The sequence below is a fragment of the Blautia sp. MCC283 genome (assembly GCF_018785565.1).
GTDB lineage: Bacteria > Bacillota > Clostridia > Lachnospirales > Lachnospiraceae > Blautia_A.
Map to the genome: position 1 here is coordinate 77,840 of NZ_WQQB01000013.1, position 14,055 is coordinate 91,894.

Below are 14,055 nucleotides of genomic sequence, written 5' to 3' on the forward strand. Positions count from 1 at the left end.
TGTTATAAATACATAACAGAAAGATTTTATCTGTTACTATAGCAATTCCAGCAATTCATGTTTTGTACAGTTCAACCTGATACAATCATTTCCGGGAATGCTATAATCAGAAGGGAGAAATTACCATGGCAAAAACAATCAAAGAATTAACACAGGATCTTCTTCAGGCACCCTCTGCATGCAAAGAAGTAAAAGAAGCGGCACAGAATTATCTGAATGCTGCAGGAACTGAGAAAGAAGCAGATGCGGCAACTGCTTACGTAAAAGAACTGGAAGCAGATATCATGCCCATCGACGGACTGATCTCTTTTGCAGGTTCTGACATGGGTGCTCAGGTATTTGGCGCAGATGGCGCAAAAAAGATCCTGGCTCACGCTGAGGAGATCAAAGCTGCAGGTGCAAAATACTGTGACTGCCCGGCATGTGCAGCCTGCGAAGCACTTCTGAACAAAAAATCTGAAATTCTGAAGTAATAGCATGGATCAGTTTGAAATTGAGGTCAAGCTTCCATTAAAGAATCTTAAGGAAACTCTGAAACTTCTGACAGATCAGGGATTTCATGAGACAGCAGAAATCAGGGAAGAAGATACCTATTTTAACAGCATCTACCATGATGTGAAAAAACGTGATGAAGCACTGCGAATCCGAACAAGCACAGACTGCAGATCCGGTATTTCCAAAACTCAGATTAATTTTAAAGGTCCAAAACTGGATAAAGTCTCCATGTCCCGAATGGAACTGGAAACAGAAGTATCCGATACAGAAGTGCTTAAAAATATTCTCATCCATCTGGATTTTTCTCCTGTAGCGTCGGTTATAAAACTGCGAAAATACCTGAAATGCGGCAGATTTACCGCCTGTCTGGATCAGGTAGAGGGACTTGGAGACTTTCTGGAGCTTGAAGTGATCGCAGAGCAGGAAAGCGAACGGGAAGAAATTTTATCCAGGATGGAAGATCTTCTTGCCATATTGGGATATCACATGTCAGATACTGTACAGACTTCTTATCTCAGTATGCTTCAGAAAAAGGCTGCACATACAGAAGCAGATGGATATCTTGCCTGATTCGGTTAAACTGGCAGGAACATTTTCGTATGAGTATTTAAGCTACAGAATACGAAAATGTTCCTGCTTTTTCTTTTCTTACAATATTATAAATTCCACATTATAAAACAACATCAAACCACATTCAAATCACATGATATTTCCATTGATTGTTTGCTTTTTTGTTGCTTTATGTTTACTTTTATGTGGTTTATTGAATGTTTACAATGCTTTTTGTGTTTTGAGTGTGGATTTGTTGACATTTTTTCAAAAAAGGTCTTTACAAATCCACATCATCGGTCGTATAATAAAGTCACAAACAACAAGAAACAATATAAAAAGATTGAAATCTCAACAACAAACCACATATAAACACGGAGGGAATATAATATGAAAATTCTTGAATCTAAATTTGTACAGGGCTTTATCAAAATGGCGGATGATGGATATCAGCAGGGATGGCATGAGAGAAACGGCGGAAACTTAAGCTATCGTCTGAAAGCAGAAGAAGTGGAGATGATCCGTCCACGACTGAACGCCCCAGGAGAGTGGACCCCTATTGGTGTTGAAGTTCCGGGGCTTGCAGGAGAGTTTTTCCTGGTAACCGGAAGCGGCAAATATTTCCGTAATATTATCGTTGACCCGGAAGTATGTCTTGCGATCATCGAGCTTGACGAGACAGGAACAAATTACCGTATTCGCTGGGGACTGGTGGAAGGTGGCCGTCCGACCAGTGAGCTTCCAACTCATCTGATGAACCATGAAGTAAAGAAAAAACTTACCAACGGAAAACATCGTGTTATTTACCATGCACATACTACCAATACCATTGCACTTACCTTTGTTCTTCCTCTGGATGACAAAGTATTCACCCGTGAACTCTGGGAATCTGCAACGGAGTGTCCGGTAGTATTCCCGGATGGTGTTGGTGTCATCGGATGGATGGTTCCAGGCGGAAGAGATATCGCTGTCAAAACCGCAGAACTGATGAAAAAATATGACGTCGTCATCTGGGCACATCATGGAATGTTCTGCTCCGGCGAGGACTTTGACCTGACCTTCGGCCTTCTTCATACTGTTGAAAAATCCGCAGAGATCCTTGTTAAGATCTTATCCATGGCTCCGCAGAAACTGCAGACCATCACACCGAATGACTTCCGTGCTCTTGCAAAAGATTTCAAAGTAACTCTGCCAGAAGAATTCCTTTACGAGAAAAAATAAATCTCTTCATACAATGCAACTCATATAACCTGTATCTCTATCTGAAACTTTATCGGAAACAACCAAATATTTGCTGATTTTTGCTGATAAATCTGGTATGATAAAAACATATCTGGTTTATCAGCCAATTAATTTCAGAAAGGATATGGATAAGTATGGAAGAATTATATAAAGCGATCGAAGAAAAGATCAAGGCAAGCGGATACCCTCGAAAGATTTCCGGAGAGGAAGTCTACGATGACATCTGCGATCAGATCGATGGGAAAGAGAACGGAAGTTATGTATTGCTTTCCAAGTTTGATGATGATGTGATCTTTGAATATCATATTACTATTATGGACAGCGAGTTTAATCTGGGTGTTCTTACCATGCGTACTCCGGAAGGTGTATTTGAGACAGATTTTGATAAATAAGTTAAATACGGATTTTGATTTTGGGGGCATGGATATAATACAGATGTTCCCAAGCACTACTTAATGTTTTTGGGACCCTACAGGGGATTAGGGATTTTCCTGATGTGATTAAATATATAGAGGCAGTTGATTTACATAATTTATATTATGTGAACTAACCACCTCTATATTTATATTATATACAGTGTATGCCAAACGAACCAGTTGCTCCGCAATCTAATTATACATCAGTCCTCACGAAGACGTACCGCCTTGGCTGCTTGACGCCGTCTGGCATCATCCAGGGCCGCATAATGCTTCTTTGTCGTATTGACATCCTTATGTCCCAGAACATCCGCCACAAGATAAATATCACCGGTTTCCTGATACAGGGCAGTACCATAGGTGCTGCGGAGCTTATGAGGTGTGATTTTCTTTGTTGTTGTAATCTCTCTGGCATATTTTTTGACCAGATTTTCAATTGCCTGGACACCGATCCGGCGGCGCTGGGTAGAATAGAAGAGCGCGTGCTCATGTCCTGCCAGTGGAGTGATATTTTCCCGGACTTCCAGATATTTTTTGAGTGCTTTTTCCACCTCTGGTCCAAAATATACAACCATTTCATTTCCGCCTTTTCGGGTGACCTTGATTCCGTTATTTTTGAAATCTACATCTTCAACATCCAGCCCGACACATTCAGATACTCGGATCCCGGTACCAAGAAGGAGAGTGACAATAGCAAGATCTCTGTCCTTCGTTTTTTCATGATACATCCGTTTCTGCCCGGTCAGCGTATCTCCGCAGTGTTCAATATAATCCAGCAGCATGGCAACCTCATCAGTATCCAGACGAATAATATTCTTATCATGGATCTTGGGCACATCGATCAGAACAGACGGGTTGGTGGTGATCATTTCATGTCTGTAATAATATGCATAAAAACTACGCAATGCAGAAATTTTACGTTTGACGCCACGTTCACCATTTGTTTCCGTTTTGGAAGAGTCCGCGGATTTATAAACTTTGAGAAATTCTTCATATTCCTCAAGATCAACAGCTTTGATCTGATCCAGAACATCAACTGTAAAATCCGACATATTTTTGTCTTTAAACATCGGATTCTGATCTAACAGAAACTGAAAAAATATACGAATGTCATATGCATAGGAAATTCTGGTTTTGGTTGTCGTCGTTGCGTCAATGGCCCGAAAATAATCCCTGCAAAATGGCGGAAGTGTTTTTAAAACTTCACGGAGTTTTAAAGTATTGTCAATGTCATTTTGTTCATGGTAAGTAATTTTATTATCCATAAAAACTCCTTTATATGATTTTAATACATGATTCGCAGGAAACACCTGAAATACCGGTATAAAAGGTCAAAAGAAGTGGTTTCGCACCCATCTATATCTATACGACAAACCCGAGTTTTTCAAATAGATTGGTAGTATAAACAGCTACTTCCTGCAAAATTGCCTGTTTTTGATAAATTTTCAAGTAAATAAAGTGCCTCCTTATGGAAGCACTTTTTATTATTATTTGTCGTTACCCTCTGAGGTTTTCATCAAAAATAACGGTAAACGGTCCGTCATTTTCCAGAGATACTTTCATATCTGCACCAAAAATTCCGTGTTCCACAACCGGAACCTGTTTACTGGCTTCTGAAATAATATATTCATATAATTTATTTGCTTCATCTGGCGCACCGGCTTCTATGAAACTTGGACGATTTCCCTTACGGCAGTTTGCATATAAAGTAAACTGTGAAACCAAAAGCAATTCCCCGTTTACATCTGCCAGGGATAAATTGGTCTTTCCATTTTCATCCTCAAAAATACGAAGTCCCAGAAGTTTTTTCAAATACCAGTCTGCATCTTCCCTGGTATCCCCACGGCCAACGCCGATCAGAACAAGAAATCCTTTTCCAATTTTTCCAACTGTTTCTCCATCTACTTTAACTTCTGCATGATTTACACGCTGAATTACAAATTTCATCGTTTATTCTTCCTCCGTCTGTTTTTCTGTTTCAGTCGAAAACCTATATATTTTGCCTGGACAAACTTGGCCAAAAATGCAAACATTCGTTTGATTTCGTTCCATGCTCCGGTCCACACTCTGTGTTTTTCTGCTTTTATTGCAACTGCCTGCATTTTTGCTTTTGTTGCAGATTCTTTTACCGGCATGGGCAACGCTTTTCCGGAAACGGGATCTACACAGTCAATATCTTTATAAAACTCAGCATCTGCAGACATCTCTTTTTCATCAAGGCTACGTCCGATCAGCTTCCATACAGCCGCATTCAGAACCGCAAAAACCGGAACGCCGACAATCATTCCCGGAACTCCGAATAAACCACCGCCAACCATAATTGCAACAATGACCATGAAACTGGACAATCCGGTAGATTCCCCCAAAATCTTAGGTCCAAGAATATTTCCATCAAACTGCTGAAGAACCAGAATAAAGATCAGGAAATACAGACTCTGAATCGGATCTACCAGCAAAATAAGAAGAATACACGGAATCGCTCCAAGATATGGTCCAAAAAACGGGATAACGTTTGTCACGCCAACGATCACACTGACCAGAATCGCATATGGCGTTCCAATGATGGATGTTCCCACATAACACAATACACCGATAATTGCAGAATCCAGGATCTTGCCACTGATAAATCCGCCAAAAGTCTTATGCGTAAAACGCATGGAATGAACAAGAAAAGTCGCCCATTTGGCCGGAAGAACCGCATAGGTAGCCATTTTGGCCTTTGCAACAAATCCCTCTTTATCTGCCAGGATATAAAGTGATACAATCGCTCCAATAAGGAAATTCTTCAAAAAAACAAGAAGATCCAGAAAACTCGCAGATATGTTTTTCATCATGGACTGCATCTGAGGAAGGATCGTATTTGTCAGATATTCCTGCAATCTGCTGGAATACTGGTTGATCTGGCTGATCATATCCGGATTCAGCTTCCAGCCCTTTTCCACAACGGAATTCAGCCAGTTCTCCACAACATTTACATAATGAGGAAAACTGTAGATGATATTCATGATACTTCGGATCAACTGCGGAAGGATCATCATGACAAGGGCATAAATGATCAGGAACATAAAAAACACAGAAAGAATTACACAGATCCAGCGTACTACTTTTCTGCCCTTTTTCTGAAGGGTTTTGTGTCTTTTTTCAAAAATAGGAAAAATAATCTTCCGCTCCAGAAAATTAACAATGGGGGTTAACAGATATGCTATGGCGGCTCCATAAATGATCGGCGCCATAATGCTGAAAAATGTTTTAATTCCGGTAACCAGGGATTTCATATGGAAAATCCCGTAATAAAATAAAATACTGGCAGCAATGACCAGAAATGCAGTCACACCTAACTGCACGTAGCGATGATTCCAACGAATTTTCATAGTAATTTCCTCCACCATGTGATTATAACATAGCATCTCCGGTTTGTGTCTAAAAAAAGCATAAACATTCTCTCTCAAAACTCATAAGGATGAATTCTGTCTGTATTTTTTCGCTGATACCGAAAACACCCTGCCATAAAATGGCAGGGTGCCTATAAAAATCTGACGTTTATTTTTTCAGGCTGTCATAAATGTGAATGGCTTCAATAATGGCCTTCGCAGTTCCATCAATACCAAGCTTGCTGCTGTCCAGACAAAGATTATAGCTGTCGGCAGATCCCCATTTCTTATTGGTGTAATAATTATAGTAACTGGAACGGCTCTTGTCTGTTTTGTTGATCATGTCTTTGGCTTCTTTGGCGTTCTTATTGTATTTCTGGGAAATACGGTTGATACGCCAGTCAAGATTTGCATGGACAAATACGCTGAAACAATCCGGATTATCTGCAAGTGCATAATCTGCACATCTGCCTACCATTACACAGGGGCCTTCTGAAGCAAGCTTCTTGATCGCCTCAAACTGTGCAAGAAAAATCTTATGGTTCATAGGCATATCTGTAAACCCTGCGGATGAATATCCAAAAGAATACGTATCCATTACAAGAGAATAAAGAAAACTGTTTGTAGGTTTCTCATCATGATGCTCAAACAGTTCCTTACAGATTCCACTATCATTGGCTGCGTGCTCCAGCAGCTCTTTATCATAGCATTTAATTCCAAAATACTTAGCAACTTCCTGGCCGATCTGTCTTCCGGCACTACCATATTTACGACCAATTGTAATAATAGAACTTGTTGTATTGTTACTCATAACAGCCACATCCTTTCTGCTTCGATTCAGCAAATTCATAAATATGAACTTCGCTTCCTCTTTAATACAGCTATTATACACTATATTTCACAAGTTTTCCAGTTATTTTCGCAATTTTGACAGCAATTTAACAAAATATTCCGGAAGTGGAGCTGTAAATTCCATATATTCACAGGTACGTGGATGAACAAACCCAAGAATCATTGCATGAAGAGCCTGTCCCTCCAGATGATAGGGATTTTTTGAAGACCCATATACCGTATCTCCCAGAAGTGGATGTCCGATGCTGGCCATATGCACGCGGATCTGATGGGTACGCCCTGTTTCTAGCCGGCATTCCACATAGGTTGCCTGTCCAAAACGTTCCAGTACTTTGTAATGTGTTACCGCATCTTTCCCATTTTTGTAATTGATGGCCATTTTTTTACGATCTGTTGGATGACGTCCGATAGGACCTTCTATGGTTCCCTCGTCCTCTTTCAGATTTCCCTGTACAACTGCACGATAACGTCTCCGGATACTGTGGCATTTCAGCTGTTCTGCCAGATCCCGGTGGGCCGTATCGTTCTTGCACACCAGAAGCGCACCGGTAGTATCTTTATCAATTCTGTGGACAATTCCAGGTCTCATCACCCCGTTGATCCCGGAAAGGCTGTCACCACAATGGGCCATAACCGCATTTACCAGTGTTCCCTGATAATGCCCGGCAGCAGGATGTACCACCATTCCTTTGGGCTTATTAACGATCAGCACATCTTCATCCTCATAAAGAATATCCAGTGGAATATCCTCCGGAACAATATCCGGTTCACTGGAATCCGGAATCTCCAGATGAATTCTGTCGTTTTCCCTGACCTTATAATTGGATTTGGCAGCCTTATCCCCAACTGTAATCTGTCCATCTTTCAGAAGTTTCTGAATGAACGACCTGGAAAGACCGCTGTCTTTTTCTGCAAGATAGCGGTCGATTCGTATACCTGATTCTTCTTTTTCTACTGTATAATCGTATATTTCCATTTTATATCTCCTGCAAAATCAGATGAATCCATCATCCTCTGACCAAATCACCGTTTAATATTCAGAAATGAAAAATCATCATCTCTGTATTTGGTACACACAAACAGAATCAGAAAAATCCCACTTGCAACCACATAAATATCTGCCAGATTAAACACCGGAAAATCAATCAGGGAGAAATAGATAAAATCAATCACATATCCTCTGAAAAAACGATCAATAAAATTTCCCAGAGCACCGGCAGCAAGTACGGTAGCAATCGTAAGTAACGGCAGATAAAAACGCTCTTTTGGAATACGGATCCATGCATAGAGAATCACTCCCAGAAACAGCACACTTACAATTGCAAAGAAAAGTACACTTCCCTGAAACATTCCAAAAGCAATTCCCCTGTTTTCCGGATAAAGATAATGAAGTTCAAGTACACCGGGAATCAGCGAAATCGACAGTTGCCCTTTCAGATACAGATATGACAGCCATTTCGCCACCTGATCTGCGGCTACAAGTAAGATCATCAGGAAAATATCCCCTGCCAGACATTTGCCAGGAGACATTTTCTGATGATGGTTAACACGGCTGATCATAAAGTTATCTCCTGAATACAGGATAACAGTTCTTCATCGGTAACTGTTTTGTCAATAAAACTTTTTCCGATGCCGTCCATCAGGATAAACTTAATATGACCCTGTTCCATTTTTTTATCTTTCTTTGTTGCCAAAAGAACTTCTTCCGGAATAAGGCCATCTACATGTACAGGAAGATCATAGTCCGCACATCCCTGACGAATTTCCTGATATTCTTCTTCTGTCAAAAGTCCTCGTTTCATGGAAAGATACGCCGCAGCTACCAGTCCGGCTCCCACACACTGCCCATGAAGCAAGGTGAAATTCTTGAGTTTTTCTACCGCATGACCTACGGTGTGTCCCAGGTTGAGAAGTGCACGCTCTCCCTGCTCCTTTGGATCACGCTCCACAACACCAGCTTTGATCTCACAGCATTTGCGTACCATTCTGGCAATCCGTTTCATGTCCAGCTTTTTAATCTCTTTCTGCTCACGGCATACAAAACGGAAAAATTCTTCATCACAGATCAGTCCTGTTTTCAGGATCTCACCCATTCCACACGCAAACTGTTCTGCCGGCAGAGAAGAAAGAGTACTCATATTCATATAAACAAGACGTGGCTGATGAAAAGCTCCAACCATATTTTTATACTGCTGGAAATCTACTCCTGTTTTTCCACCAACGCTGCTGTCTACCTGAGCAAGTAACGTCGTTGGAACCTGAATAAAATCAATTCCCCGAAGATAAGTAGCCGCTCCAAATCCGGTAAGATCACCTACAACACCGCCACCCAGAGCAACAAGAAGACTTTTCCGGTCAAGTCCATTGTTAATCAGCGCCTGATATAGACCAGAAACGGTATCCAGATTTTTATTTTTTTCTCCGGCCTCAAAAGTAAACACGGAAATATCAGAGCTTACTTCACTTAAAGCTTTTTTTACAGGTGCTTCATACAATGGACCTACATTAGAATCTGTTACAATACAGATTTTTCTGTCCGCAAGTCCTTCTTCTCTCATAACCTGAGCCAGATTGGAAAAATCCTCTTCAAAACAGATTGGATATCTAAAATCCCCCTCACGCTTTACAAGTAATTTTGATTCAGCCATCGCGTTTTCCTCCTTGCTGTCAGATATAAAGCAGAATACGTACACCGAGACGTCCTTTTTTCGTCCGGCGGGATACTCCATCAAAAATAAAACGTCCTTTTTTTCGAACGGATATAATATCGCCTTCTTTAGGCTCATAGCCATTGGATGTAATCAGTTTTCCATTTACAAATACAAGACCTTCTTCAATACAATGTACAATACTGCTTCTTGACGTCCCAAAAGCCAGTGCGATCAATGAATCCAGACGTACAGAAGCACAGGTACCTGTAATTGGTGTCATTTTCGGCTGTGGAAATTCACCGGGGTCTTCTATCCTGGAAGCCACAACGGTGGTATGTCTTACACGGCACAGATTCTCCAGAAAAAAATCTGTCATTCTATGCAGGCAGAAGAAACTCGCCGTATGGTCTTCTATGAGAATATCACCCACAACACTTCTGTCAACGCCAAGGTTCAGTATTGCTCCAAGATAATCCCGGTGTGTCAAATCTTCCGAAAATTTTACTGCTTTGGGCTCCAGGCGGATGCAATCAATGGGATATTCCCATGTAAAAGTAAGAGCATCAGAATGAAAGGCTACCATCTGACGCTCTGCATTTTCATATCCTCCAAAACTTTCTGCTGTTACGCCCAGCTTATGAAAATTCTGACTGTTTAAAATATTTTGTTCATTTAAATTAAGAAAATCCGTAAATGTGGTAATATCCCGCTGATATGCCATGTTTGCCAACTCACGGATTCTCTTGATAAAAAGTTCTTCTTTATCCATGGATTCAGTAACCCACTCTTACAGATGGTACAGATCCTCCAAGGATATTCTGAAGATCACCGGTAATATCCACATTGTATGGTCCAAGTACAAAAATATAGCTGGATACCTGCTGAAGACTTCCTCCAAGAGAATAACATGCTCCAGAAGTAAAATCAATGATCCTCTGAGCAAGTTCCACATCAATTCCTTCAAGATTCAGAATCACTGTAGAATTTTCAACAAGTGTATCTGCAATCTCTCTTGCCTCTTCCATAGTAGTTGGTTTAATTACACACACTTCCATATTTACTGACTGTGAGGAACGTTTACTTGTACGCATAGGTGTGATCTTAGACGAAGGCGCTGGTCTGGAAACACGTTCCTGTTTTACAGGAGCTTTGGCAGCAGCTGTTTTTGCACTTACTTTTGGAGCAGAAACCTTCATCGGTTCTTCCTCCGGCTCATCGTCCAGAAAATCGTCTTCCTCTTCTACATTCTTTTTCTTGGAAAACTTCTCAAAGAATTTCTTCTTTGGCTTCTCTTCCATATCATCGTCATCATCGAGGAAATCGTCATCATCATAATCGTCCTCATCCTCAAGAATACTATCATCCAATAATTCGTCATCGTCATAATCGTCGTTCAGTTTGATGGCATCTAAAAATTTATCTAAAACGCCCATTTTAAATCTCCAATCTTATTAGTCTTATATTGCGTAATTTCTTGCACCGAAAATACCGGTACCTACACGCACCATTGTAGCGCCCTCCTGCACGGCGACCATATAATCTCCGGTCATTCCCATACTCAGAACACTCATAGTAACATTATTAATGTTTTTAGCTGCAATGTCAACACTTAATTTCTTGAGTTCACGGAAAATTTCACGATTTTCCTCAGCATTTTCTACATAAGGAGCAATTGTCATAAGACCTTTGATCTGTATATGTGGAAAACTTGCAATCTGTTCAATAAACGGCAAAACTTCTTCCGGCTTTAATCCAAATTTGCTCTCTTCCTGAGCTACATTTACTTCTATAAGAATCGGTACGACTACATCCTTTTTCTCTGCCTCTTTTTCTATGGTTTCAGCCAGTCGAAGAGAATCTACAGAATGAATCATCGCAACCTTATCCACAATATATTTTACTTTATTGCGCTGAAGATGTCCGATCATATGCCACTGAACATCCGCCGGCATCTGATCATATTTATCCACAATCTCCTGTACTTTATTTTCTCCGAAAACGCGTGCACCTGCAGCATAAGCCTCCTGAAGCATTTCCACTGGTTTTGTCTTGCTGACGGCAATAAGTGTAACCTCTCCAGGATCTCTATTTACTTTCTTACAGGATTCTTCAATATTTTTCTGTACCTGTACTAAATTTTCCGCTACCATAGCCGAAAGCCTCCTTTATTAATAAAGTATATCTTGTTCACTTACTTTATCTGCATTTTTTACAATACGGTCATATCTGACAAGTCCATTATATGTTTCTTTGGAAACAACCGCGTATTCTTCATTTTCATCCAGAATTTCAATTCTGCGAAATACAGCATACCCTTGGTTGATGCAGTAAACGCCCTCCAGAACTTCTGTATCTCCGATTACAAACTTTTCTCCGCTGTCCGGATCAATGATTGCATCGCCTTCATTGAATTTACTTTTATCAACGTAATAAATATAACTTACTTTCTGTGTTTTTTCATCCGTAGCCTCATCACGTCCGTAAATACCCGTATTTATAAACGTTGTAGTGCTGTTTCCTTTTTTGTTTCTGCCTGAAAGCATAAAGCCTGACTGCTGTGTATCTTTATCCGTTGTCATATATTTCGAGGGAATTGCATAAAATTCCTTCGTTACTATAGATGATAACGGAACTTTCAGTCCGGTCACATTATTGGTAACCAGTTCTATTTCTAGGAAACGATCCGATGCATAACGGATAAGACCTTTATTGAAATCAATCTTTCCATATTTAGATCCATCAATCTCCTTAATGGAAAAATCTCCGGTCTGAGTCAGATCATCTTTTAAAAATTTAACACGTATGGATGTGCGGTCTTTCAGATTGGCAGCCTGTTTTTCACTTAACGGAATCAAAAGACTCCATCGTTCATCCGTGATAATTGTATAAATATCGTCTCCGGCATTTACCTGGCCATCTGTTTTCAGATCTGTTTCCTGATAAGAATTCTGATCAAAATCAGCTGCTGTAACGGTATCGACGGTTTTGGATTCATATCCATCCGTAGAATACAAAATAATACCGTCTGTCTGGGCACGACGTATATTCGGGTCACTGGAAGCTGTTGTTGTAGTTGTTGTAACTTCCTCCCCGTCTTCGTTCACTGTACTGGTCGTAGATACACTGGAGTTATCAGAAGCATACTGAAGAATGCTTCCGTTCAGCTGATATTTAAAACTGTATGTACTGTTAAATTTACTTGCATCAAACCCTTTGGAAAAACTCTGCATATTACTGCGGATATCCGTCAGCTCCTCCTTACTCAGAGAAGAACCGCTGCCCGCAGCCTTGGAGCTGTTTAAACTGTATACAGCTCCATTTGCATTGATCTTGGTTCCCTCTCTTGCATAATAGGTAACATACCCACCAGCATCTGCCTGTACTACATTTTCTGTCATAATAGACAATCCGGTGTATGTTTCATTCATGGACAAAGGACCTGACGGAACCTGATAGGACTCCATATGAGAAGCCGTAAGATAAAGAATCACACTGAAAATCATATAGATAAGTATCGCTCCAAACATCACCGTTCCAATGTTCAGACCAAAAATTTTACGAAGTTTTGCCAGTATTCCAGGTGTGCTGCTGGAATGCGTTTTATTATCAGGCAAATGAATGCCTCCTTTACATCTTTCATCTCTTAAAATCCGTTTTATTGTAACATTTTCTTTTCCTGAATACAAGCTCTAAAACGGGCGAACATACTTTCCGAATATCCGTTTGCTATTTTCGCAAAAGTATGTTATAATATTCAAAATATAATTTCGTGACGCTGTCATATCATATCCGGCAGCAGATAAACTTTAACCCAGGGAGGTAAATACATATGACATATGGCAGAATCAGCAAAAAACAGCAGGAAATACTGGATTACATGAAAAATGAAATTCTCAACAGAGGTTTTCCGCCTTCTGTACGTGAGATCTGTGAAGCAGTAAATCTGAAGTCCACCTCTTCTGTTCACTCTCACCTGGAAGCTCTCGAAAAAAACGGATATATTCGCAGAGATGCAACCAAACCCCGTGCAATTGAAATTATAGACGATAATTTTAATCTGGTACGCCGTGAGGTTGTCAATGTCCCACTTGTAGGTACCGTTGCAGCCGGACAGCCGATCCTGGCTGTCGAAAACATTGATGCCTACTTTCCAATCCCGGCAGAATATATGCCAAATGAACAGAGCTTTATGTTAACAGTAAAAGGTGACAGTATGATCAACGCAGGTATTTTTGACGGCGATCAGGTGCTTGTAAAACAGCAGTCCACCGCCGAAAACGGAGATATGGTAGTTGCTCTGATTGATGATTCTGCCACAGTCAAAACATTCTATAAAGAAAATGGTTATTATCGTCTTCAGCCGGAAAATGACAATATGGAACCGATTATTATCACTGGAAACCTGAAAATCCTTGGCAAGGTATTTGGAGTGTTCCGCTTCTTTTCTTAAACTGCAGTTTCCAGTTATATGAAAGCAGC

16 protein-coding genes are annotated in these 14,055 nt (G+C 40.5%); 5 read left to right on the forward strand and 11 right to left on the reverse strand.

The annotated features are described in order from the left end of the window. Positions 1-125: 125 nt before the first annotated feature. The 4 genes from GPK81_RS04015 to GPK81_RS04030 all read left to right on the forward strand — a co-directional run bounded on the left by GPK81_RS04015 (position 126) and on the right by GPK81_RS04030 (position 2,678). Complete coding sequence (locus GPK81_RS04015) at positions 126-473, forward strand: molecular chaperone Hsp90 (RefSeq protein ID WP_215706581.1); 348 nt, start codon at positions 126-128, stop codon at positions 471-473. Between the two features lie 4 nt (positions 474-477). After that, a complete protein-coding gene (gene cyaB, locus GPK81_RS04020; protein WP_118070036.1) occupies positions 478-1,065 on the forward strand; it encodes a class IV adenylate cyclase in 588 nt (195 codons plus the stop codon). 369 nt (positions 1,066-1,434) lie between these two features. Beyond that, complete coding sequence (rhaD, locus tag GPK81_RS04025) at positions 1,435-2,265, forward strand: rhamnulose-1-phosphate aldolase (protein WP_118063856.1); 831 nt, start codon at positions 1,435-1,437, stop codon at positions 2,263-2,265. Between the two features lie 155 nt (positions 2,266-2,420). After that, positions 2,421-2,678 (forward strand): hypothetical protein, encoded by a 258-nt coding sequence (locus GPK81_RS04030; protein ID WP_059085862.1) that lies wholly within the window; start codon positions 2,421-2,423, stop codon positions 2,676-2,678. Positions 2,679-2,905: 227 nt separating this feature from the next. Here the strand turns inward: GPK81_RS04030 and GPK81_RS04035 are convergent, their stop codons facing one another. From GPK81_RS04035 to GPK81_RS04085, 11 genes are all read right to left on the reverse strand, one after another. Next, positions 2,906-3,967 carry a tyrosine-type recombinase/integrase gene (locus GPK81_RS04035; RefSeq protein ID WP_119239703.1) on the reverse strand — a complete coding sequence of 354 codons (1,062 nt, stop codon included), beginning with the start codon at positions 3,965-3,967 and terminating at the stop codon, positions 2,906-2,908. A 232-nt stretch (positions 3,968-4,199) separates the two neighbouring features. After that, positions 4,200-4,649 carry a D-aminoacyl-tRNA deacylase gene (dtd, locus tag GPK81_RS04040; protein WP_118063858.1) on the reverse strand — a complete coding sequence of 150 codons (450 nt, stop codon included), beginning with the start codon at positions 4,647-4,649 and terminating at the stop codon, positions 4,200-4,202. After that, positions 4,646-6,073 carry an AI-2E family transporter gene (locus GPK81_RS04045; RefSeq protein WP_021978033.1) on the reverse strand — a complete coding sequence of 476 codons (1,428 nt, stop codon included), beginning with the start codon at positions 6,071-6,073 and terminating at the stop codon, positions 4,646-4,648. Before GPK81_RS04045 ends, dtd begins: the two co-directional genes overlap by 4 nt. Positions 6,074-6,242: 169 nt before the next feature. Further along, entirely contained in the window at positions 6,243-6,884 is a 642-nt protein-coding gene (locus tag GPK81_RS04050) for a cytidylate kinase-like family protein (protein ID WP_021978034.1), read from the reverse strand. Positions 6,885-6,986: 102 nt separating this feature from the next. Further along, positions 6,987-7,901 (reverse strand): RluA family pseudouridine synthase, encoded by a 915-nt coding sequence (locus GPK81_RS04055; protein ID WP_021978035.1) that lies wholly within the window; start codon positions 7,899-7,901, stop codon positions 6,987-6,989. A 47-nt stretch (positions 7,902-7,948) separates the two neighbouring features. After that, on the reverse strand, positions 7,949-8,485 hold the full coding sequence (gene lspA / locus GPK81_RS04060) for a signal peptidase II (RefSeq protein ID WP_021978036.1): 537 nt from the start codon (positions 8,483-8,485) through the stop codon (positions 7,949-7,951). Further along, complete coding sequence (aroB, locus tag GPK81_RS04065) at positions 8,482-9,573, reverse strand: 3-dehydroquinate synthase (RefSeq protein ID WP_215706582.1); 1,092 nt, start codon at positions 9,571-9,573, stop codon at positions 8,482-8,484. The genes lspA and aroB overlap by 4 nt, the downstream gene beginning before the upstream one ends. A gap of 19 nt (positions 9,574-9,592) precedes the next feature. Beyond that, positions 9,593-10,345: a YlmH/Sll1252 family protein gene (locus GPK81_RS04070; RefSeq protein WP_021978038.1), complete on the reverse strand. Its 753-nt coding sequence runs from the start codon at positions 10,343-10,345 to the stop codon at positions 9,593-9,595. Between the two features lie 4 nt (positions 10,346-10,349). Continuing rightward, on the reverse strand, positions 10,350-11,009 hold the full coding sequence (locus GPK81_RS04075; RefSeq protein ID WP_021978039.1) for a cell division protein SepF: 660 nt from the start codon (positions 11,007-11,009) through the stop codon (positions 10,350-10,352). Positions 11,010-11,033: 24 nt separating this feature from the next. Further along, a complete protein-coding gene (locus tag GPK81_RS04080; RefSeq protein WP_021978040.1) occupies positions 11,034-11,726 on the reverse strand; it encodes a YggS family pyridoxal phosphate-dependent enzyme in 693 nt (230 codons plus the stop codon). A gap of 18 nt (positions 11,727-11,744) precedes the next feature. Then, positions 11,745-13,190 (reverse strand): HlyD family efflux transporter periplasmic adaptor subunit, encoded by a 1,446-nt coding sequence (locus GPK81_RS04085; protein ID WP_021978041.1) that lies wholly within the window; start codon positions 13,188-13,190, stop codon positions 11,745-11,747. 215 nt (positions 13,191-13,405) lie between these two features. Between GPK81_RS04085 and lexA the strand changes: the two genes are divergently transcribed. Beyond that, positions 13,406-14,026, forward strand: coding sequence for a transcriptional repressor LexA (lexA, locus tag GPK81_RS04090; RefSeq protein ID WP_021978042.1), 621 nt, complete (start codon positions 13,406-13,408; stop codon positions 14,024-14,026). Positions 14,027-14,055 lie beyond the last annotated feature (29 nt).

Bases quoted from the DNA above. Each gene is read 5' to 3' on its own strand.
- GPK81_RS04070 (WP_021978038.1), bottom strand. From the start codon at position 10,345: ATGGATAAAGAAGAACTTTTTATCAAGAGAATCCGTGAGTTGGCAAAC.
- rhaD (WP_118063856.1), top strand. From the start codon at position 1,435: ATGAAAATTCTTGAATCTAAATTTGTACAGGGCTTTATCAAAATGGCG.
- GPK81_RS04015 (WP_215706581.1), top strand. From the start codon at position 126: ATGGCAAAAACAATCAAAGAATTAACACAGGATCTTCTTCAGGCACCC.
- GPK81_RS04030 (WP_059085862.1), top strand. From the start codon at position 2,421: ATGGAAGAATTATATAAAGCGATCGAAGAAAAGATCAAGGCAAGCGGA.
- GPK81_RS04045 (WP_021978033.1), bottom strand. From the start codon at position 6,073: ATGAAAATTCGTTGGAATCATCGCTACGTGCAGTTAGGTGTGACTGCA.
- lexA (WP_021978042.1), top strand. From the start codon at position 13,406: ATGACATATGGCAGAATCAGCAAAAAACAGCAGGAAATACTGGATTAC.
- dtd (WP_118063858.1), bottom strand. From the start codon at position 4,649: ATGAAATTTGTAATTCAGCGTGTAAATCATGCAGAAGTTAAAGTAGAT.
- cyaB (WP_118070036.1), top strand. From the start codon at position 478: ATGGATCAGTTTGAAATTGAGGTCAAGCTTCCATTAAAGAATCTTAAG.
- GPK81_RS04075 (WP_021978039.1), bottom strand. From the start codon at position 11,009: ATGGGCGTTTTAGATAAATTTTTAGATGCCATCAAACTGAACGACGAT.
- GPK81_RS04050 (WP_021978034.1), bottom strand. From the start codon at position 6,884: ATGAGTAACAATACAACAAGTTCTATTATTACAATTGGTCGTAAATAT.
- GPK81_RS04080 (WP_021978040.1), bottom strand. From the start codon at position 11,726: ATGGTAGCGGAAAATTTAGTACAGGTACAGAAAAATATTGAAGAATCC.
- lspA (WP_021978036.1), bottom strand. From the start codon at position 8,485: ATGATCAGCCGTGTTAACCATCATCAGAAAATGTCTCCTGGCAAATGT.
- GPK81_RS04035 (WP_119239703.1), bottom strand. From the start codon at position 3,967: ATGGATAATAAAATTACTTACCATGAACAAAATGACATTGACAATACT.
- aroB (WP_215706582.1), bottom strand. From the start codon at position 9,573: ATGGCTGAATCAAAATTACTTGTAAAGCGTGAGGGGGATTTTAGATAT.
- GPK81_RS04055 (WP_021978035.1), bottom strand. From the start codon at position 7,901: ATGGAAATATACGATTATACAGTAGAAAAAGAAGAATCAGGTATACGA.